This is a genomic window from Polaromonas sp. (assembly GCF_030680935.1).
Lineage (GTDB): Bacteria > Pseudomonadota > Gammaproteobacteria > Burkholderiales > Burkholderiaceae_C > Polaromonas.
This window is the reverse complement of the sequence record NZ_JAUXUP010000033.1, coordinates 1-15,432: the sequence shown is the minus strand read 5'-3', so window position 1 is coordinate 15,432 and position 15,432 is coordinate 1. Positions and strand designations below refer to the sequence as shown.

At 61.9% G+C, this 15,432-nt stretch carries 17 protein-coding genes and 1 pseudogene; 2 read left to right on the top strand and 16 right to left on the bottom strand.

Annotation, left to right across the window (positions count from 1 at the left end; translation table 11 throughout):
* The 8 genes from Q8L50_RS09155 to Q8L50_RS09120 all read right to left on the bottom strand — a co-directional run.
* Positions 1–183: aldo/keto reductase (locus tag Q8L50_RS09155; RefSeq protein WP_305348362.1), on the bottom strand; the 183-nt coding region annotated here is incomplete at its 3' end.
* A 3-nt stretch (positions 184–186) separates the two neighbouring features.
* On the bottom strand, positions 187–1,143 hold the full coding sequence (locus Q8L50_RS09150) for a Gfo/Idh/MocA family oxidoreductase (RefSeq protein ID WP_305348361.1): 957 nt from the start codon (positions 1,141–1,143) through the stop codon (positions 187–189).
* The gene (locus tag Q8L50_RS09145) at positions 1,144–1,998 is read right to left on the bottom strand and encodes a class III extradiol dioxygenase subunit beta (protein WP_305348364.1); all 855 of its coding nucleotides are present in this window, start codon (positions 1,996–1,998) and stop codon (positions 1,144–1,146) included. It lies immediately after the preceding gene.
* Positions 1,999–2,000: 2 nt separating this feature from the next.
* On the bottom strand, positions 2,001–2,444 hold the full coding sequence (ligA, locus tag Q8L50_RS09140; protein ID WP_305348360.1) for a protocatechuate 4,5-dioxygenase subunit alpha: 444 nt from the start codon (positions 2,442–2,444) through the stop codon (positions 2,001–2,003).
* Positions 2,445–2,446: 2 nt separating this feature from the next.
* Positions 2,447–3,373 carry an amidohydrolase family protein gene (locus Q8L50_RS09135; protein ID WP_305348359.1) on the bottom strand — a complete coding sequence of 309 codons (927 nt, stop codon included), beginning with the start codon at positions 3,371–3,373 and terminating at the stop codon, positions 2,447–2,449.
* 21 nt (positions 3,374–3,394) lie between these two features.
* A complete protein-coding gene (gene ligK / locus Q8L50_RS09130; protein ID WP_305348358.1) occupies positions 3,395–4,078 on the bottom strand; it encodes a 4-carboxy-4-hydroxy-2-oxoadipate aldolase/oxaloacetate decarboxylase in 684 nt (227 codons plus the stop codon).
* A 1-nt stretch (position 4,079) separates the two neighbouring features.
* Entirely contained in the window at positions 4,080–5,114 is a 1,035-nt protein-coding gene (locus Q8L50_RS09125) for an amidohydrolase family protein (RefSeq protein ID WP_305348357.1), read from the bottom strand.
* Between the two features lie 38 nt (positions 5,115–5,152).
* Complete coding sequence (locus tag Q8L50_RS09120; RefSeq protein ID WP_305348356.1) at positions 5,153–5,863, bottom strand: substrate-binding domain-containing protein; 711 nt, start codon at positions 5,861–5,863, stop codon at positions 5,153–5,155.
* Between the two features lie 94 nt (positions 5,864–5,957).
* On the opposite strand from Q8L50_RS09120, the gene Q8L50_RS09115 reads away from it, so the two are divergent.
* On the top strand, positions 5,958–6,905 hold the full coding sequence (locus Q8L50_RS09115; protein ID WP_305348355.1) for a LysR substrate-binding domain-containing protein: 948 nt from the start codon (positions 5,958–5,960) through the stop codon (positions 6,903–6,905).
* Between the two features lie 16 nt (positions 6,906–6,921).
* Here the strand turns inward: Q8L50_RS09115 and Q8L50_RS09110 are convergent, their stop codons facing one another.
* The 8 genes from Q8L50_RS09110 to Q8L50_RS09075 form a co-directional block, all read right to left on the bottom strand.
* Positions 6,922–7,827: an NAD(P)-dependent oxidoreductase gene (locus tag Q8L50_RS09110; protein WP_305348354.1), complete on the bottom strand. Its 906-nt coding sequence runs from the start codon at positions 7,825–7,827 to the stop codon at positions 6,922–6,924.
* Positions 7,828–7,858: 31 nt separating this feature from the next.
* Positions 7,859–8,764, bottom strand: a complete 906-nt coding sequence (locus Q8L50_RS09105; protein WP_305348363.1) for a tripartite tricarboxylate transporter substrate binding protein — start codon at positions 8,762–8,764, stop codon at positions 7,859–7,861.
* A 74-nt stretch (positions 8,765–8,838) separates the two neighbouring features.
* Complete coding sequence (locus Q8L50_RS09100; RefSeq protein ID WP_305348353.1) at positions 8,839–10,158, bottom strand: TRAP transporter large permease; 1,320 nt, start codon at positions 10,156–10,158, stop codon at positions 8,839–8,841.
* On the bottom strand, positions 10,155–10,631 hold the full coding sequence (locus Q8L50_RS09095) for a TRAP transporter small permease (RefSeq protein ID WP_305348352.1): 477 nt from the start codon (positions 10,629–10,631) through the stop codon (positions 10,155–10,157). Before Q8L50_RS09095 ends, Q8L50_RS09100 begins: the two co-directional genes overlap by 4 nt.
* A gap of 104 nt (positions 10,632–10,735) precedes the next feature.
* A complete protein-coding gene (locus Q8L50_RS09090; protein WP_305348351.1) occupies positions 10,736–11,764 on the bottom strand; it encodes a TRAP transporter substrate-binding protein in 1,029 nt (342 codons plus the stop codon).
* Between the two features lie 186 nt (positions 11,765–11,950).
* Positions 11,951–12,937, bottom strand: a complete 987-nt coding sequence (locus Q8L50_RS09085; protein ID WP_305348350.1) for a PDR/VanB family oxidoreductase — start codon at positions 12,935–12,937, stop codon at positions 11,951–11,953.
* Between the two features lie 14 nt (positions 12,938–12,951).
* Positions 12,952–13,746, bottom strand: a complete 795-nt coding sequence (locus Q8L50_RS09080; protein WP_305348349.1) for a GntR family transcriptional regulator — start codon at positions 13,744–13,746, stop codon at positions 12,952–12,954.
* Between the two features lie 4 nt (positions 13,747–13,750).
* A complete protein-coding gene (locus tag Q8L50_RS09075; RefSeq protein WP_305348348.1) occupies positions 13,751–14,845 on the bottom strand; it encodes an aromatic ring-hydroxylating dioxygenase subunit alpha in 1,095 nt (364 codons plus the stop codon).
* 141 nt (positions 14,846–14,986) lie between these two features.
* Here Q8L50_RS09075 and Q8L50_RS09070 point away from each other — a divergent pair.
* Positions 14,987–15,432, top strand: a pseudogene (locus Q8L50_RS09070) (5-methyltetrahydropteroyltriglutamate--homocysteine S-methyltransferase); the annotation flags it as partial.

Genomic DNA, 15,432 nt, shown 5'->3' with positions numbered 1-15,432 from the left:
GGCGCCAAAACCATACAGCGCCGCCGTGTCGAACAGCGTCACACCGGCATCCAGCGCAGCCAGCAACACACGTTCGCCCTGCTCTGCCGTGGGCGGTGTGCCGTAAGCATGGCTCAGGTTCATGCAGCCCAGGCCTATGGCCGAGACGTCGAAAGAGCCGATCTTGCGCACAGGAAAGGTCATGACTTAAGCCAGCTGCTCTTCAAGCTTGTGCAGCACTTCGTAGCAGGCCAGCACCTGGGCCACACTGCTGTTGGGTTCACGCCCTTCCCGGATGGCGGCAAAAAATTCGCGGTCCTGCAGCTCTATGCCGTTCATGGACACATCCACTTTGCTCACGTCGATTTTTTCTTCCTTGCCGTTGAACAGGTCGTCATACCGCGCCAGGTAAGTCGCCGTGTCGCCGATGTAACGAAAGAAGGTTCCCAGCGGGCCATCGTTGTTGAAGCTCAGCGACAGGGTACAAATGGCACCGTTGGCCGCCTTGAGCTGGATGCTCATGTCCATCGCAATGCCCAGCGCCGGGTGAATCGGCCCCTGGATGGCGTTGGCCTGCACAATCGGGCTGCCGCACTGGTATGCAAACAGATCCACTGTATGGGCCGCGTGGTGCCAGAGCAGGTGGTCGGTCCAGCTGCGCGGCTGGCCCAGCGCGTTCATGTTGCTGCGGCGGAAGAAATAGGTCTGCACATCCATCTGCTGGATGTTGAAGCGGCCCGCCGCAATTTCCTTGTGCACATACTGGTGGCTGGGGTTGAAGCGGCGCGTGTGGCCACACATGGCGACCAGGCCGGTCTGCTTTTGCAGGGCGACCACGCCTTGCGCCCCTTTGAGCGTGTCGGCCAGCGGAATTTCCACCTGCACATGTTTGCCGGCTTTCAGGCAGGCGATGCTTTGCTCGGCATGCATCTGCGTCGGCGTGCACAGGATGACGGCATCGACCTCCTTGAGCGCCAGGCTGTCGGCCAGGTCGGTGCTGACATGGGCGATGCCGTATTTGGCGGCGACTTCTTTGGTCTTCTCCAGATCGCGGCTGATCAGCGACACCACTTCAACGCCGGCGATGTTCTTGATGCCGTCGAGGTGTTTGATGCCGAAGGCACCGGCCCCCGCAAGCGCGACCTTGATGGTTTTGTTGCTCATTTACTTGTTCTCCAGAATCAGATGGCCCACGGCCGTGTTGGATGCAGGCACATGGTAAAAGCGGTGCGCCACTGTGGGCGCGGGGCCACCGGCCACATCCGACATCGCGCCGCGTGCGATCAGCCACATCACGAGCTCTATGCCCTCCGAGCCGGCCTCGCGCACGTAGTCGATGTGCGGCTTGCTGGCCAGACCTTCCGGGTCGGCGATCAACTGGTCCAGGAAAGCATTGTCAAATTCCTTGTTGATCAGGCCGGCACGCGGGCCCTGTAGCTGGTGGCTCATGCCGCCAGTGCCCCAGATCTGCACATTCAGGGGCTTGTCAAAACTTTCCACCGCCTTGCGGATCGCTTTACCCAGCTCGAAGCAGCGGCGGCCCGACGGCACCGGGTACTGCACCACGTTGACGGCAAACGGGATCACCGGGCAGGGCCAGGCTTGCGGCTGGCCGCACATCAGCGACAACGGCACGGTCAGGCCATGGTCCACGTCCATTTTGTTGACGATGGTCAAGTCAAAGTCCTGCTGGATCACCGACTGCGCTATATGTGCGGCCAGTTCAGGGTGGCCGATGACCTTGGGCACAGGGCGCGGGCCCCAGCCCTCGTCGGCCGGGGTGAACTCGGCCGCGGTGCCGATGGCAAAGGTCGGAATCATCTCCAGGCTGAAAGCCGTGGCGTGGTCGTTGTAGACCAGAAAAATCACGTCGGGCTTGTTCTCCGCCAGCCAGTGTTTGGAGAAGTCGTAGCCCTTGAACACAGGCTGCCAGTAGGGCTCGCTGCTTTTGCCGAGGTCAAGGGCCGCGCCAATGGCAGGCACATGCGAGGTGTAAACAGATGCGGTGATTTTTGCCATGTTCATGAATTCCGTGTTGCGCCGGCTTTTCCCTGCGGCTGGCGGTGGGCCTGCGCCGTGCCGTCTTCGCCGACCACGCGATTGCCATCCACCGAACGGCCGCCGGCAATCATCATGTCGCGGTATTCCTCCTCGGTCATTCCGGTCATGCTGCCTGCCATTTGCTGAAAACTCTTGCCATCGGTCGCGCCTATCTTGGCCAGAAAATAAATGTTGCCACCGGCCTTGATGCAGCGGTTCAGGTCGCGCGCCAGCACCGCCTGCTTCTGCTCTTCGGTCATCGGCCACTCGTCCAGGTAGGCGCGTTCGTTGGCCTTGAAGCGCTCGCGGTTGCCCGCCTTCATGAGCGACATGCAGAACTGGTTCAGGTGGTAACCGAGGCGGGATTGTTCGGCGTCAAAAATGGTGGTACCAGGAACGTCAAGATATGGTTTTGCCAGTGGCATGCTCAGTCTCCCCAATAAAGGCGTGTCGGGTTGTCCACCAGCAGCTTTTTCTGCAAGTCAGGCGTGATGGCGATCTGGGGAATGTAGTCCACCAGCAGACCGTCGTCGGGCATGTGGTCTTTCAGGTTCGGATGCGGCCAGTCGGTGCCCCAGAGCACACGGTCAGAAAAAGTTTCGACCAGGCGCCGCGCAAACGGCACCACGTCCTGGTAAGCGTGCTGCTGGCCGTTCAGTGCCGGCGGGCCGCCCAGGCTCAGGCGTTCCGGGCAGCTGACCTTGCTCCAGATGTTGCTGTGCTCACGCATCATCTTCACAAACAACTCGAACTCGGGGCCGTCCACCGGTTTGCTGACATCGGGCCGACCCATGTGGTCCACCACCACCGTGGTTGGCAGCGCAGTAAAAAAGTCATACAGCTCGGGCAGGTCCTGCGCCTCGAAGTACACCACTACATGCCAGCCCAGCGGGGCAATGCGCTGGGCAATTTCCAGCAGCACTTCGCGCGGCGTGAAGTCAGCCAGACGCTTGACGAAATTGAAGCGCGTGCCGCGCACCCCTGCGGCATGCATGTCCTGCAGCGCCGCGTCTGTCACATCACGCTTGACCGTGGCCACACCGCGTGCCTTGTTGTTGGAGTGCCTGAGCGCATCCACCAGCGCGCGGTTGTCGCTGCCGTGGCAGGTCGCCTGCACAATCACGTTTTTGTCAAAACCCAAATGGTCACGCAGCGCAAACAGCTGCTCTTTGGAGGCGTCACAGGGGGTATATTTGCGTTCCGGCGCGTAGGGGAACTGGGCGCCGGGACCAAACACATGGCAATGCGCATCCACCGCGCCTGCGGGCAGCTTGAAGCGGGGCGTGGCGGGGCCGTCATACCAGTCCAGCCACCCCGGCGTTTTGGTGAAATCACCGGTTGCAGGTTTTGTCATGGTCAGCATTCAGTCGATGATTCAGTCGATGTATTTGAGACCAGCTTTGGCCAGCGGCTCGCGCATGTTGTACATGTCCAGGCCCAGAATGCCCGAGCCCAGCTTGTTGCGTTTTTCGCCCTCGTTGGCTTCACGGGCGCGGGCGGCTTCCAGTGTTTTGGCGGCCAGCGCCTTGGGCACCACCACCACCCCGTCGTCGTCTGCCACCACCACATCACCGGGGTTGACGATCATCCCGGCACAGACCACCGGAATGTTCACCGAACCCAGTGTGGCCTTGATCGTGCCCTTGGAGCTGATGGCCTTGCTCCACACCGGAAAGCCCATCTCGGTCAGCGTTTTCACATCTCGCACACCGGCATCGATGACCAGGCCGCGCGCACCACGCGCCTGGAAGCTGGTGGCCAGCAGGTCGCCAAAGTACCCGTCTGTGCATTCAGCTGTGATGGCGGCCACCACGATGTCACCGGGCTGAATCTGCTCGGCCACCACATGCATCATCCAGTTGTCGCCGGGGTGCAGCAGCACCGTCACCGCCGTGCCCGACACCAGGGCGCCCGCATAAATCGGCCGCATATAGGGTTTCATCAGGCCGACACGGCCCATGGCCTCATGCACCGTGGCAGAGCCGAGCGCGGCCAGGCCGTCGGCAGCTGCGCGATCCGCGCGGGTGATGTTGCGGTAAACAACGCCGAGTTCAAACATGTCAGTGCCCCTTTGCTTTCAGGCGCGTGTCCAGCCGCGAGAACACGCGCCGCACATTGCCTTCATAAATCTGGTGCTTGTCATCGCTGCTCAGTATCTTGCTGGCTTCGATGTAGCGCCTGGTATCGTCGTAATAATTGCCGGTGGTCGGATCTATGCCGCGCACCGCACCAATCATTTCCGAAGCAAACAACACGTTTTTCACCGGAATCACCGTATTCAGCAGGTCAATGCCCGGCTGGTGATAAACGCAGGTGTCAAAGAAAATGTTGTTCATCACGTGTTCGCTCAGCAGCGGTTTCTTCATCTCCTGCGCGAGCCCACGGAAGCGCCCCCAGTGGTAAGGCACTGCGCCGCCGCCATGCGGAATCAAAAACTTCAGCGTCGGAAAGTCCTTGAACAGATCCCCCTGCACACACTGCATGAAAGCCGTGGTGTCGGCGTTCAGGTAATGCGCGCCGGTGGTGTGAAAGCAGGCATTGCAGCTCGTGCTCACATGGATCATGGCCGGCAGGTCGTACTCGACCATTTTTTCGTAGATCGGGTACCAGTGTTTGTCGGTCAGCGGCGGGCTGGTCCAGTGACCGCCGGAGGGGTCGGGATTCAGGTTGATGCCGACTGCGCCATATTCCTTCACGCATTTTTCCAGCTCGGGGATACAGGTTTTGGGATCCACGCCGGGGGACTGCGGCAACATCGCCACTGGCACAAAATGCGCGGGGAACAGCTGGCTGACACGGAAGCACAACTCATTGCAGATCGCCGCCCAGGTGCTGGAGACATTGAAGTCGCCGATGTGGTGCGCCATGAAACTCGCGCGCGGCGAAAACAAGGTGATGTTGCTGCCGCGCTCTTTCATCAGCTTGAGCTGGTTGGTCTCTATGCTCTCGCGCAGTTCGTCGTCGCTGATTTTCAGGTCTGACGCCTTGGGCATGAGGGATGCATCCTGGATACCCGCAATCTGCTGGTTGCGCCAGGTCTCCAGCGCTTTGGGCGCCGTGGTGTAGTGACCATGGCAGTCAATGATGAGACTCATGCTTACTCCTGAATTTCTGGAACTTGTTCTTGATCTGTTCAAGCCGGGTCCATGCCCTGGCGTTTTTTGGCTTCGTCGGCCTGCTTCGATGCCATGTGGTCCAGCAGGGCTCGCACGCTTTCGGCCTGCGGCGATCCAGCGACCACACTGGCATGTATGCCGGCCGAAAAAGTCGTCGTGATCTGGACGGCAGGCGGAAGCGGGCCCACAACCGTGATGCCTTCGACATGCAGCAACTCGCTGAGCTGCTGAAAACCCAGTTCCACTTCGCCACGCGCCACCAGCGCACCCACCGGCACGCCAGGTGGCGCCTGTACCATGCGGCCCTGAATATCGCTGGTGATGCCCCAGCGCTCAAACAGCTTCGCCAGCGCCACCCCGCTGGGCCCGGTCGAATAACTGATGCTGGTTGCGGCCAGCACCGCGCGTTTGAGCGCGTCTTCCGAGCTGATGTCTGGCAGCGCTTCACCGGCACGCACCGCCACGGCCACGCCGGAACGCACCAGGTCGACCTTGCTACCCGCCTGAAGATGGCCTTCAGCCATGAGTTTGTCGATGGCATCAGAGGCGAGCACCACCACATCAAAAGTTTCACCAGCCTGCACACGTCTGGCGGCGTCCACCCCGCCCACTGCCTCTATCGCCACCGGACAGCCAGACTGCTGCGCAAAGGCGGACACCAGCTCGGCCAGCACCTGGCGGGTGGCCATCGAAGAGATACCCTTGATTGCGGGCGTATGGGTTGGCATGGACCAATTCTGTTGGTTTGCGCGCCCTCTGAAAAGGCCTTGCCCGGACTAGCAGCTATGCCAGTTGGGCATAATTGGAGAAAGGTTATTCAAAATGGACCTCAAGCAACTCGAATACTTTGTGCGTGTGGCCGAGCTTGGCAGCTTCACCCGTGCCTCCATCGCGCTGGACATTGCCCAGCCCGCGCTGAGCCGCCAGGTACGCCTGCTGGAGGTTGAATTACGACAAAACCTGCTGACCCGTACCGGGCGCGGCGCGATACCCACCGAAGCCGGCAAGCTGCTGCTTAAACACGGGCGCGGCATTTTGCACCAGGTGGAAGTGGCGCGGGAGGAACTGGCGGCCGTGCGCGGTGGGCTGGCTGGACGTGTCTCCATCGGCCTTCCGCCCAGCCTGTCCAAACTCATCACCGTGCCACTGACACACGCCTTCAGGCAACAGCTGCCGCTGGCGCAACTGACACTGACTGAGGGCTTCTCGGTGCTGATGCAAGAGGGCCTGCGTGTCGGCAACCTCGACATGGCGGTACTCTACAACGCCGAACGTTCCCCCGAGCTTGAGGTGACCACACTTCACGCTGAAGAACTGGTACTGATCTCGCACAAAACTGGCGTCAAACCAGCCGGCATCAAACCGGCCGGGTCGAAAAAAGGCGCCAGGGAAAAACGCCAGACCATACGCCTTGCCGCGGTGGCCGAGCTGCCGCTGATCCTGCCCAGCCGGCCCAACGCTTTCCGCATACTGATCGAAGGTGAAATGATCACGATTGGATGCAAGCCTCAGGTCACCCTTGAGGTGGACGGCCTGAACGCCATCCTGAGCCTGGTGCGTGAAGGCATGGGCCACGCGATTTTGCCAAGCTACACACTGAGCAATGTGGAAGACCCTGCGCCTTTTACCCTACGCAGCATCCACTCACCGCGCATCATGAGCGAGCTGACGCTGGCGCGCTCTTCACGCCGCGCGAGCACCGACACGCAGAAAATGGCGATTGAAGTGGTTACCTCGGTGGTGGCGCAGGCCCTCAAGCCTTACACCTGATGCCCGGGACAACGGCCTAGGACACTCCGGGTTTGACGCCCAGCAAACGGTCCGCGTAGTCCTGCCAGCGCGCCTCTTTGCCCATTCCGCTGAACAGCCCCTGCTTCGCCTGGTCGGCCACCCATTGCTGCTTGTCGGCGATGGCTGAAGCCATGAAGGGCGCGAACCCCGGCCCGGCTTCGTGCACGGTGTTGGCGGCTTCGCGCATTTCCTCGGCGCGGCGCTGGCCATGTTGCACCACGCGGCTGAAAAAGTAAGCGCCCTGCTTTTCCCAGTCGATGCTGGGGAAGGTCTCGGCCAGCGTCGGCAACACATGGTCCTCGACCCCGTAGGCCCTGGCCGTGGTGTAGCTTTCAATCACCAGCGCCTCCAGGCCCTTGATCATCACGCTGCGGCACATCTTGATGGCGCTGGCCACACCCAGCTTGTCGCTGACGGCTTTTGCATCCATGCCCCACGCACCCAGAACGACCGCCAGATCGGCGGCCATGGCGCCGCCCAGCAGCATGGGCACGCGGATGCCATAAGGCGGCACCGAGGTCATTACCCCCGCTTCCACGTAGCGGCCACCGGCCGCATCAATCAGTGCAGCGGCTTGCTGCTTGGTACCGGGGGATGCCGAGTTGAGGTCCAGAAACACCGTGCCCGGCCGGATGTGCGGCGCCGCAGCCTGAGCCACGGCCAGTGTGTTGGACGCGGTGACGGCCGAGATCAGCAGATCAGATCTTGCGCACAGCTCGGCCAGGGAGGTACAAGCCGTCACCCCGGCCTGCGCCGCGTGGGCGAGTTGCGCCTCGCGCTGTGCAGCCGCATCGAACTTGAGGTCCCAGGCGCTGATGCCAGACACCCGCTCCTTGAGTCCAGCGGTGAAAACCTTGCCCACCTCGCCGTAACCCACCATGCCAATATGTTCAAACTTCACAGAAATCTCCTTGAGCCGACAGCGCGAATATCTACTGCGTTGGAATTTTGGCGCGTGTGATCACCTCACCCCAGCGCCTGGTTTCACTGGCCAGCAGCTCGGCGGCCTGTCCGGGCGAGCTTGAGCGGGCCTCCACATTCAGCTCAGCCAGTTTCGTCCGGACGTCCGCTGAACCAAGCGCAGCAGCGATCTCCTTGTTCAGCCGGGCAATCACATCCTTCGGCGTTTTGGCCGGTACGGCCAGCGCGTTCCAGCTGGAGGCCACAAAGGTGAACAGTCCGCTTTCTCTGGCTGTTGGCACATCGGGCAACACGACGGCGCGCTTGTCACCGGTGACGGCCAGCGCGCGCAGCACATTGGCCCTGATCTGCGGCAGCACGGGGCCGAGGATTTCCACCGCAGCATCGATCTGCCCGCCTCGCAAGGCGGTGATCACGGCCGGCGTGCCATTGAACGGCACAATCTGCAGGTCCACACCGGCGCTGGTCTTGAACAGCTCTGCCGCGAGGTTTTGTGTGCTGCCGACATTGATGCTGCCAACATTGAGTTTGCCGGGGTGGGCCCTGGCAAAAGCCAGCAGCTCACCGAGCGTCTTGAACTTTGAATCGGCCGGCGTGATGATCGCAATGTCAAAAAACCCGAGTGTCGACACCGGCAAAAAATCACGCACCGCATCAAATGGCAAGGACTTGAAAAGACCGGCACTGACCGCCGTGCCGTTGGACATCAGCAGCAGGGTGTGCCCATCCGGCTCGGCCCGGGCAACCACGTCTCCGGCCACCACGCCACCTGCGCCGGGCTTGTTGTCCACCACCACGGGCTGACCCAGCGACTCACTGAGCTTTTGTGCCACCGTGCGCGCGGTCAGGTCGGCAATACCACCGGCACCAAAAGGCACAACAATCTTCAGCGGTTTGGCAGGAAAGGTTTGTGCCATCACCGGTGAAGACAGCCACAGACAGGCTGCCAGCCAGCCGACAACACCTCGCGCATACATGGTGCGCACCGGCCCTAACCTACGAAGCGGACCAGCCAGAGCGATATGGGCGGGAACATCAGCAACAAGATGGTGCGGATCACATCGCTGACCAGGAAAGGCATCACGCCTTTGTAACTTTCAGAGATGGGCACGTCCTTGGCCATGCCATTGACCACATAGACGTTCAACCCCACGGGCGGTGCCAGCAGGCCGAAGCCCACCGTCATCAGCACCATGATGCCGAACCAGATGGCCACCGACTCGGGGGGCATGCCGAAGTCCAGGCCCATCACCACCGGAAAGAAAATTGGAATGGTCAGCAGAATCATGGACAACTCGTCCATCACCGCGCCCAGCACCACGTAAAACAGCAGAATGCCCGACACCACCAGCACCGGCGCCACACCCCAACCCTTGATGACCTCGGCGAGCTGGGCCGGCACCTGGGTCAGGGCAAGAGCGACATTCATCATGTCGGCGCCTATGAAGATCATGAAGATCATCGCGCTGGTGCCTGCGGTGGAATAAAAACACAGCTTGATCTTCTGCAGCGTCAGCTCGCGCCTGAAAAGGGCAGCGACAAAGGTGGCCGCAGCGCCCACGCCCGCGCCCTCGGTGGGCGTGAACAGCCCGCCATAGATGCCGCCGAATACGATGACAAAAATGATCGCGATGGGCGTCACTGCCATCACGCCAGCCAGCGTCATGCGGGGCCGGTCCTCGTCATGCTCGGGCGCATGGCCAGGGAACAGGCGCACATACACGGCGATGGCGATCATGTACCCGCACATGGCGATGATGCCGGGGATGGTGGCCGCCGCAAACAGCTTGGCAATGTTCTGCTCGGTCAGGATGGCATAGATCACCAGCGGGACCGACGGGGGAATCAGGATGCCCAGCGTGCCGCCGGCCGCCAGAGTGCCGGTGGCAAGCCGCCCGGAATAACCATGGCGCTTCATCTCGGGAAGCGCCACCGCCGTGATGGTCGCCGCCGTGGCGATGGACGATCCGCAGATGGCCCCGAAGGCCGCGCTGGCCATCACGGCCGCCATGGCCAGGCCACCGCGAAAACCCGCCATGATCACACTCGCAAACTGGAACAAGGCCCTGGAAATGCCACCCTGGGTGGCGAAATTGCCCATCAGGATGAACAGCGGAATGACCGACAGGTCGTAGCTGGCAAACCGCGCGTAGGCCAGCCCATTGAGGTTGTTCAGAAACGGCGCGAGACCCACCTGGTACAGGTAACCAAACACACCCGCCACAAACATCGAAATGGCAATCGGCACGCGGATCGCCATCAGCCCCAGCATGCAGGCAAAAATAAGGCCCGCCAACATCAAGGTACTCATTTGGCCTGCTCCGCAAAATCGCCATACACGGTCTGCGCCAGAGCAATCACGCCTGTCAGCACAATCGGGGGAACCATGAAGGCGTAGACGATCCACTCGGGAAAGCCAAGCATCATGGTCGAGGAATTGGAGTTGTAGGCGCTGATGCCACCCACTGCGGTGCGCCAGGCCAGCACCAGCACCACCGCAGCCAGCAAAGCGCTGCCCACGCGGTCCAGCCGGCTGTTGGTCACGGCGGACAGGCGCGCGGTGAAAAAGTCCACGATGATGTTTTCGCGCCGGAGCTGGCACCAGGGCAGAAACAGCGCCACGGCAGCACCCGCCGCTGCGGCGGTCAACTCATAGTCACCGACCAAAGTCGTACCGATGGTATTGCGTCCGATCAGGCTGATGCAGGTGATCAGCGTGATGGCGGTCAGAATGACACCGGCCAGTACCGCGCAGACTCTGGCCAACAGGGAAAGCAGCTTCAATTCATCACCATCCGCAAGTGAACTGCCCCCTTCGCCTTCACGGCAGGACAGGGGGCAGCGTTGTTGGAAAACGTTGCAGGCCGCGCGCGACCTGCACACACCGATTATCGTTGGTGCTTGGCGATCAGCGCGCGGGCCTCGGCGGCCAGTTTGGCGCCGTCGATGTTTTTGCCCTTCATCTCGGCCACCCAGTCGGTCTCGACCGTGGAGGCTGTACGGCGCCAGCGCTGCGTCTCTGCGATGTCGAGCGCCACGATGTTGTTGCCCGCCTTCTCGGCAATGGCGCGGCCCACCTTGTCGCCCTCGTCCATCGCACGGCCGAACATGGCTGCAGTTTCGATGCCGGAGTTGTCGTCAATCACCTTCTTCAGGTCGGCTGGCAGCTTCTCGTAAGCCGCCTTGTTCATGGAGAACGCGAAGGTCTGTGTGTACAGCCCTTCCTTGCCGGCAAAAGTGGTGTGGTTCTTGACCAGCTCGCTGACCTTGAGCGCAGGCGTCACTTCCCAGGGGATGGTGGTTCCATCGATCACACCCTTGGACAGCGCGTCGGTCACGGCCGGCACCGGCATGCCCACGGGGGTGGCGCCCAGCTTGGTCAGCATGTTGCTGATCACGCGCGAGCCGCCACGAATTTTCATGCCACGCAGGCTTTCCAGGCCGGTCACCGGCGTCTTGGTGTGAAACAGTCCCGGGCCGTGGGTGTGTACAGCAATCAGCTTGACCTCCTTGAACTCGTCGGCCGCAAACTTTTCGACATACTCGTGAAACGCACGCGACGACTGCTCGGCGTTGCCGCTCATGAAGGGCAGCTCAAACACTTCCGACTTGTTGAACCGGCCTGGGGTGTAGCCCAGCACCGTCCAGGTCAGGTCCACCACGCCGTCGCGGGCCTGGTCGAACAGCTGGGGCGGTGTGCCACCAAGCTGCATGGCGTGAAACAACTGCACCTTGATCTTCCCGCCCGAGTCTTTCTCGACTTTTTGCGCCCAGGGAATCAGCGCCTTGGCCGGAATGGTGGCCTGCTGCGGCAACATCTGGTGCAGGCGAAGCGTGACCTGTTGGGCAAAACCTGTGCCGGCTGCACACAGGGCGGCAACCGCCAGGGCGGTCTTGATAAGGGCTCTCTTTGTCATTTCAGTCTCCAGTCATGGGTTAATAAGCAAAGGCACCGCTGCGTTGGCAGTTCCTACAGGGGGTATGGCGGATTGTCACCGCACAACAGCGGCGGGGGAACGGCGACAGGGCTCTATCAGCTATACGATTTTGATATATCCAAACTCCCGATATTTCATTATCCCGCCCCTTTGTGGGGCAGGCCGTCAATCACCCCGCCAGGCCGAATCCAGCGTGACCGAGCCCACGACGCGCGACACACAGGCGCAGATGCGGCGGTTTTCCTGCTTTTCGTGGGCACTGAGAAACACGTCGCGGTGGTCCGCCTCGCCGTCCAGCGCCAGCACGTCCATGGCGCACAGACCACATTCGCCGCGCCGGCAGTCCCACAGGGTTTCCACCCCGGCGCGCTCGAGTGCGTCCAGCAGCGTGGTGTCGGCAGCCACCGTGATGTCGATGTTCTGGCGCGGCACCAGCACGCGAAAAGCCTGGGCGGCAAACCGGCCACTGCTGCCAAAGGTTTCAAAGCGCAAATCGGCAGGCGCACGCCCGGCATCAGACCATGCTTGTTTGATCGCTTCCAGCATGGGCACCGGCCCGCAGGTGTAAAGCTGCGCCCCAGCCGGCAGGGCGGCGACCTCGGGCGCGATGTCCATGCTTTCTCCACGGTCCGCCACAAAGGCTTGCAGGCTGTCGCCCAAGGTCTCCCGCAGCAGCGGCAAAAACGCCAGCTCTTCCTGGGTGCGCACGCCGTACAACATGCGCAACGTGGCGCCGGTCTTCAACACATGGGTTTTGAGCTGCTGCGCCATCATGACCAGCGGCGTGATACCGATACCGCCTGCCACCAGCAAATAGTGCGGCGCTGACAGCTCCAGATAAAAATGGTTTTGCGGCTCGCTCACCTGCAGGCGGTCACCGCTGGCCAGCCGCCACATGGCGAGTGAGCCACCGCGGCCGTCGTCCATACGCTTGACGGCAATGCGGTAGTGGCTGCCATCGGGCAGGCCCACCAGTGAATAAGACCGAATCTGCGCCTGGCCGTTGACCAATACCTGCATCTGCAAATGGGCGCCCGGCTCCCAGGCCGCGGCCTGGCCCCCGGTGGGCCGGATTTCAAACTCGCGCACGGTGGGCGTCAGGTCGCGCGTGGCGACGACGGTGGCTTCCTGCCAGGTCTGGGTGCTTTTCATGGTCGTGTGTGTGCTCAGCGCCGGCGAATCAGCTTCATGGCCTTGAGCGACTCGGGCATGTGCGCGCCCTGCCCTGACAGCGCGTGTCGCAGGTTGCGCTGCGCCAGGCGCGAGTGTTCGCGCATCAGCGCCTCGGCGCGAGTGCCCTCGCCGCGCTCAATCGCATCCAGCACCTGCCAGTGCTGGTCTTGCGCCACCACCAGCATGTCGCGCGCCTGTGGCGAGTTCGACTGCGCCACCACAAAGGCCGAGGCCGATGCAAACGGCAGACTGACGACCCGCTCAAGCTGGCGCACGGTGACCGGGCTGTCGGCCATCTCATACAGCAGGGCATGAAAACGCTCGTTGAAATCAACATAGGCTGAAAACGCCTCGTCCGTCAGCGCCGGGTCGGCCAGCACCGCATCGACCTGGCGCAAACACTCGCGCGCCTCGGCCAGCACCACGGCGGGCGCGCCGCGTTCTGCCGCCAGCCGCACCAGCAGGCCCTCCAGCGTGCCGCGCAGTTCGATCGCGTCGGCAATGTCGCGTTCTGAAAACGCCTTGACCGCATAACCTCCGTTGGGCAGCGCCTCCAGCAGGCCCTCTTGTTCCAGCCGCATCAGCGCAGCGCGAATTGGTGTGCGCGAGACGCCAAGACGCTCAACAATCGTCAGCTCGGCAATACGGGTGCCGCCGGCCAGCTCACCTGACAGAATCAGCTCGCGCAGCTTGAGCAGCGCCCGCACCTGCGCACTTTCAGTGCCAATTTGGCCTTCAGCCCCTGTCTGGTCTGCGCCAGCAGCTACTTTTTTGATAGCGTTTGCCATAGCGTCAAGCCACCTGCAGGATGGGGATCACCGCCTGGGCCGGTGTTTCGCGCGCCACCAGCTTGTCGATCAGGCGCCGTGCCCACATGGAGCCGGCGTCGATGTTGAGGTTGTAAAACTGGTGGTCCGGGTGTTCGTTCATGGCGATCTGCTGTGCCTCCAGCACGTGTTCGTCTTCGCGGAAGATGCTGGCCACGCCTTCGCGCAGCTGGTGTGTCAGCGCCTGTTCACCCAGGCAATAGTTGCGGGCAAAGGCCCAGAAGTAGTGGCAGCTGCCGTCGGTCTCTGGCGTCACGGTGTTCAGCACAAATCCATTGACGCCGCGGCTGCGGTCGCCCGGCTGACCGTCTTTCGGCGGCGCGCCGCTGCCGGCCTCGGCCACACCCACGTCGATGTTGACGGTACACGGCGCTTCAAACCGGATGATCTGCCAGCGGTCCACCTTGCCCTGGTAGCCACGCGCATGGCTGATCTGCCCGGCCCAGAACGGCGGCGCGTCGATGTTTTCCATCCAGCGGGTGACGCTGGCGCTGCGGTCGCCGTGTGTGGCCACAAACGGCGCCTCGGCCACGGCGCGCTGGCCGATGCTGGAGCCGTGCACAAAAGTCTCGTGGGTCAGGTCCATCAGGTTGTCGATCACCAGGCGGTAGTCGCACTGCACGGTGATGAGTTTGCCGTCACCGGCCCATTCGGGGTCGTCATTCCAGTGCATGTCGGGCACCAGCGCCGGGTCGGCCTTGGCCGGGTCACCCGGCCAGACCCAGATGAAGCGGTGTTTTTCAATCACCGGAAAGCTGCGCACGCAGGCCGAGGGGTTCAGCGTCTCCTGGCTTGGCATGTGGGTGCAGCGGCCCTGCGCGTTGTAAACCAGGCCGTGGTAGCCGCAGGTGACCTCATCCCCATCCAGCGAGCCCATGGACAGCGGCAGCAGCCGGTGCCAGCAGGCGTCTTCCAGCGCGGCGACGCTGCCGTCGAGCTTGCGAAACATCACCAGTTTTTGCTTGCAGATGGTGCGCGCAAGCAGCTTGCGCGCAACCTCTACGTCATACGCAGCGGCGTACCAGGCATTCAGGGGAAAGGCGGCTTTTTCAGCTTTCATGGATACGCACTGTATACATTCATTGCGATAAATCAATACTTTCAGGCCATTTTCAGGGTTTAATCCACATTAATGTATTCACTGATTGCCATAAAACATGCTCTAACATGCAGGCTGGCCACAACATCCCAGGAGACATTCATGAGCACCCCCACCCCACACCTGCCCGCCCGCTACGACCACGTCGGCAGTTTTTTGCGCCCCAAATACCTGCTGGAAGCGCGTGAGCAAAAGGCCAAGGGCGAGATCACGCCCGAGCAGCTGCGCAAGGTGGAAGACAAGGCGATCACCGAGATCGTCAAGTTTCAGGAAGACGTGGGCCTGAAAAGCATCACCGACGGCGAGTTCCGCCGTACTTACTTCCACACCGACTTTCTGGCGCAGATTGGCGGCGTCGAGGTGGGCATCCCATTCACCGTCAAGCGCCCCGATGGCACGGAAGAACTGGCGCCACCCGTGATGAAAGTGGTCGACAAGGTGCGCCACGTCAAAGACATCCAGCTCGCCGACTTCCAGTACCTGCAAAGCCAGGTCAGCAAGGGCAACACGCCCAAGGTGACCATCCCCTCGCCGACCATGCTGCACTT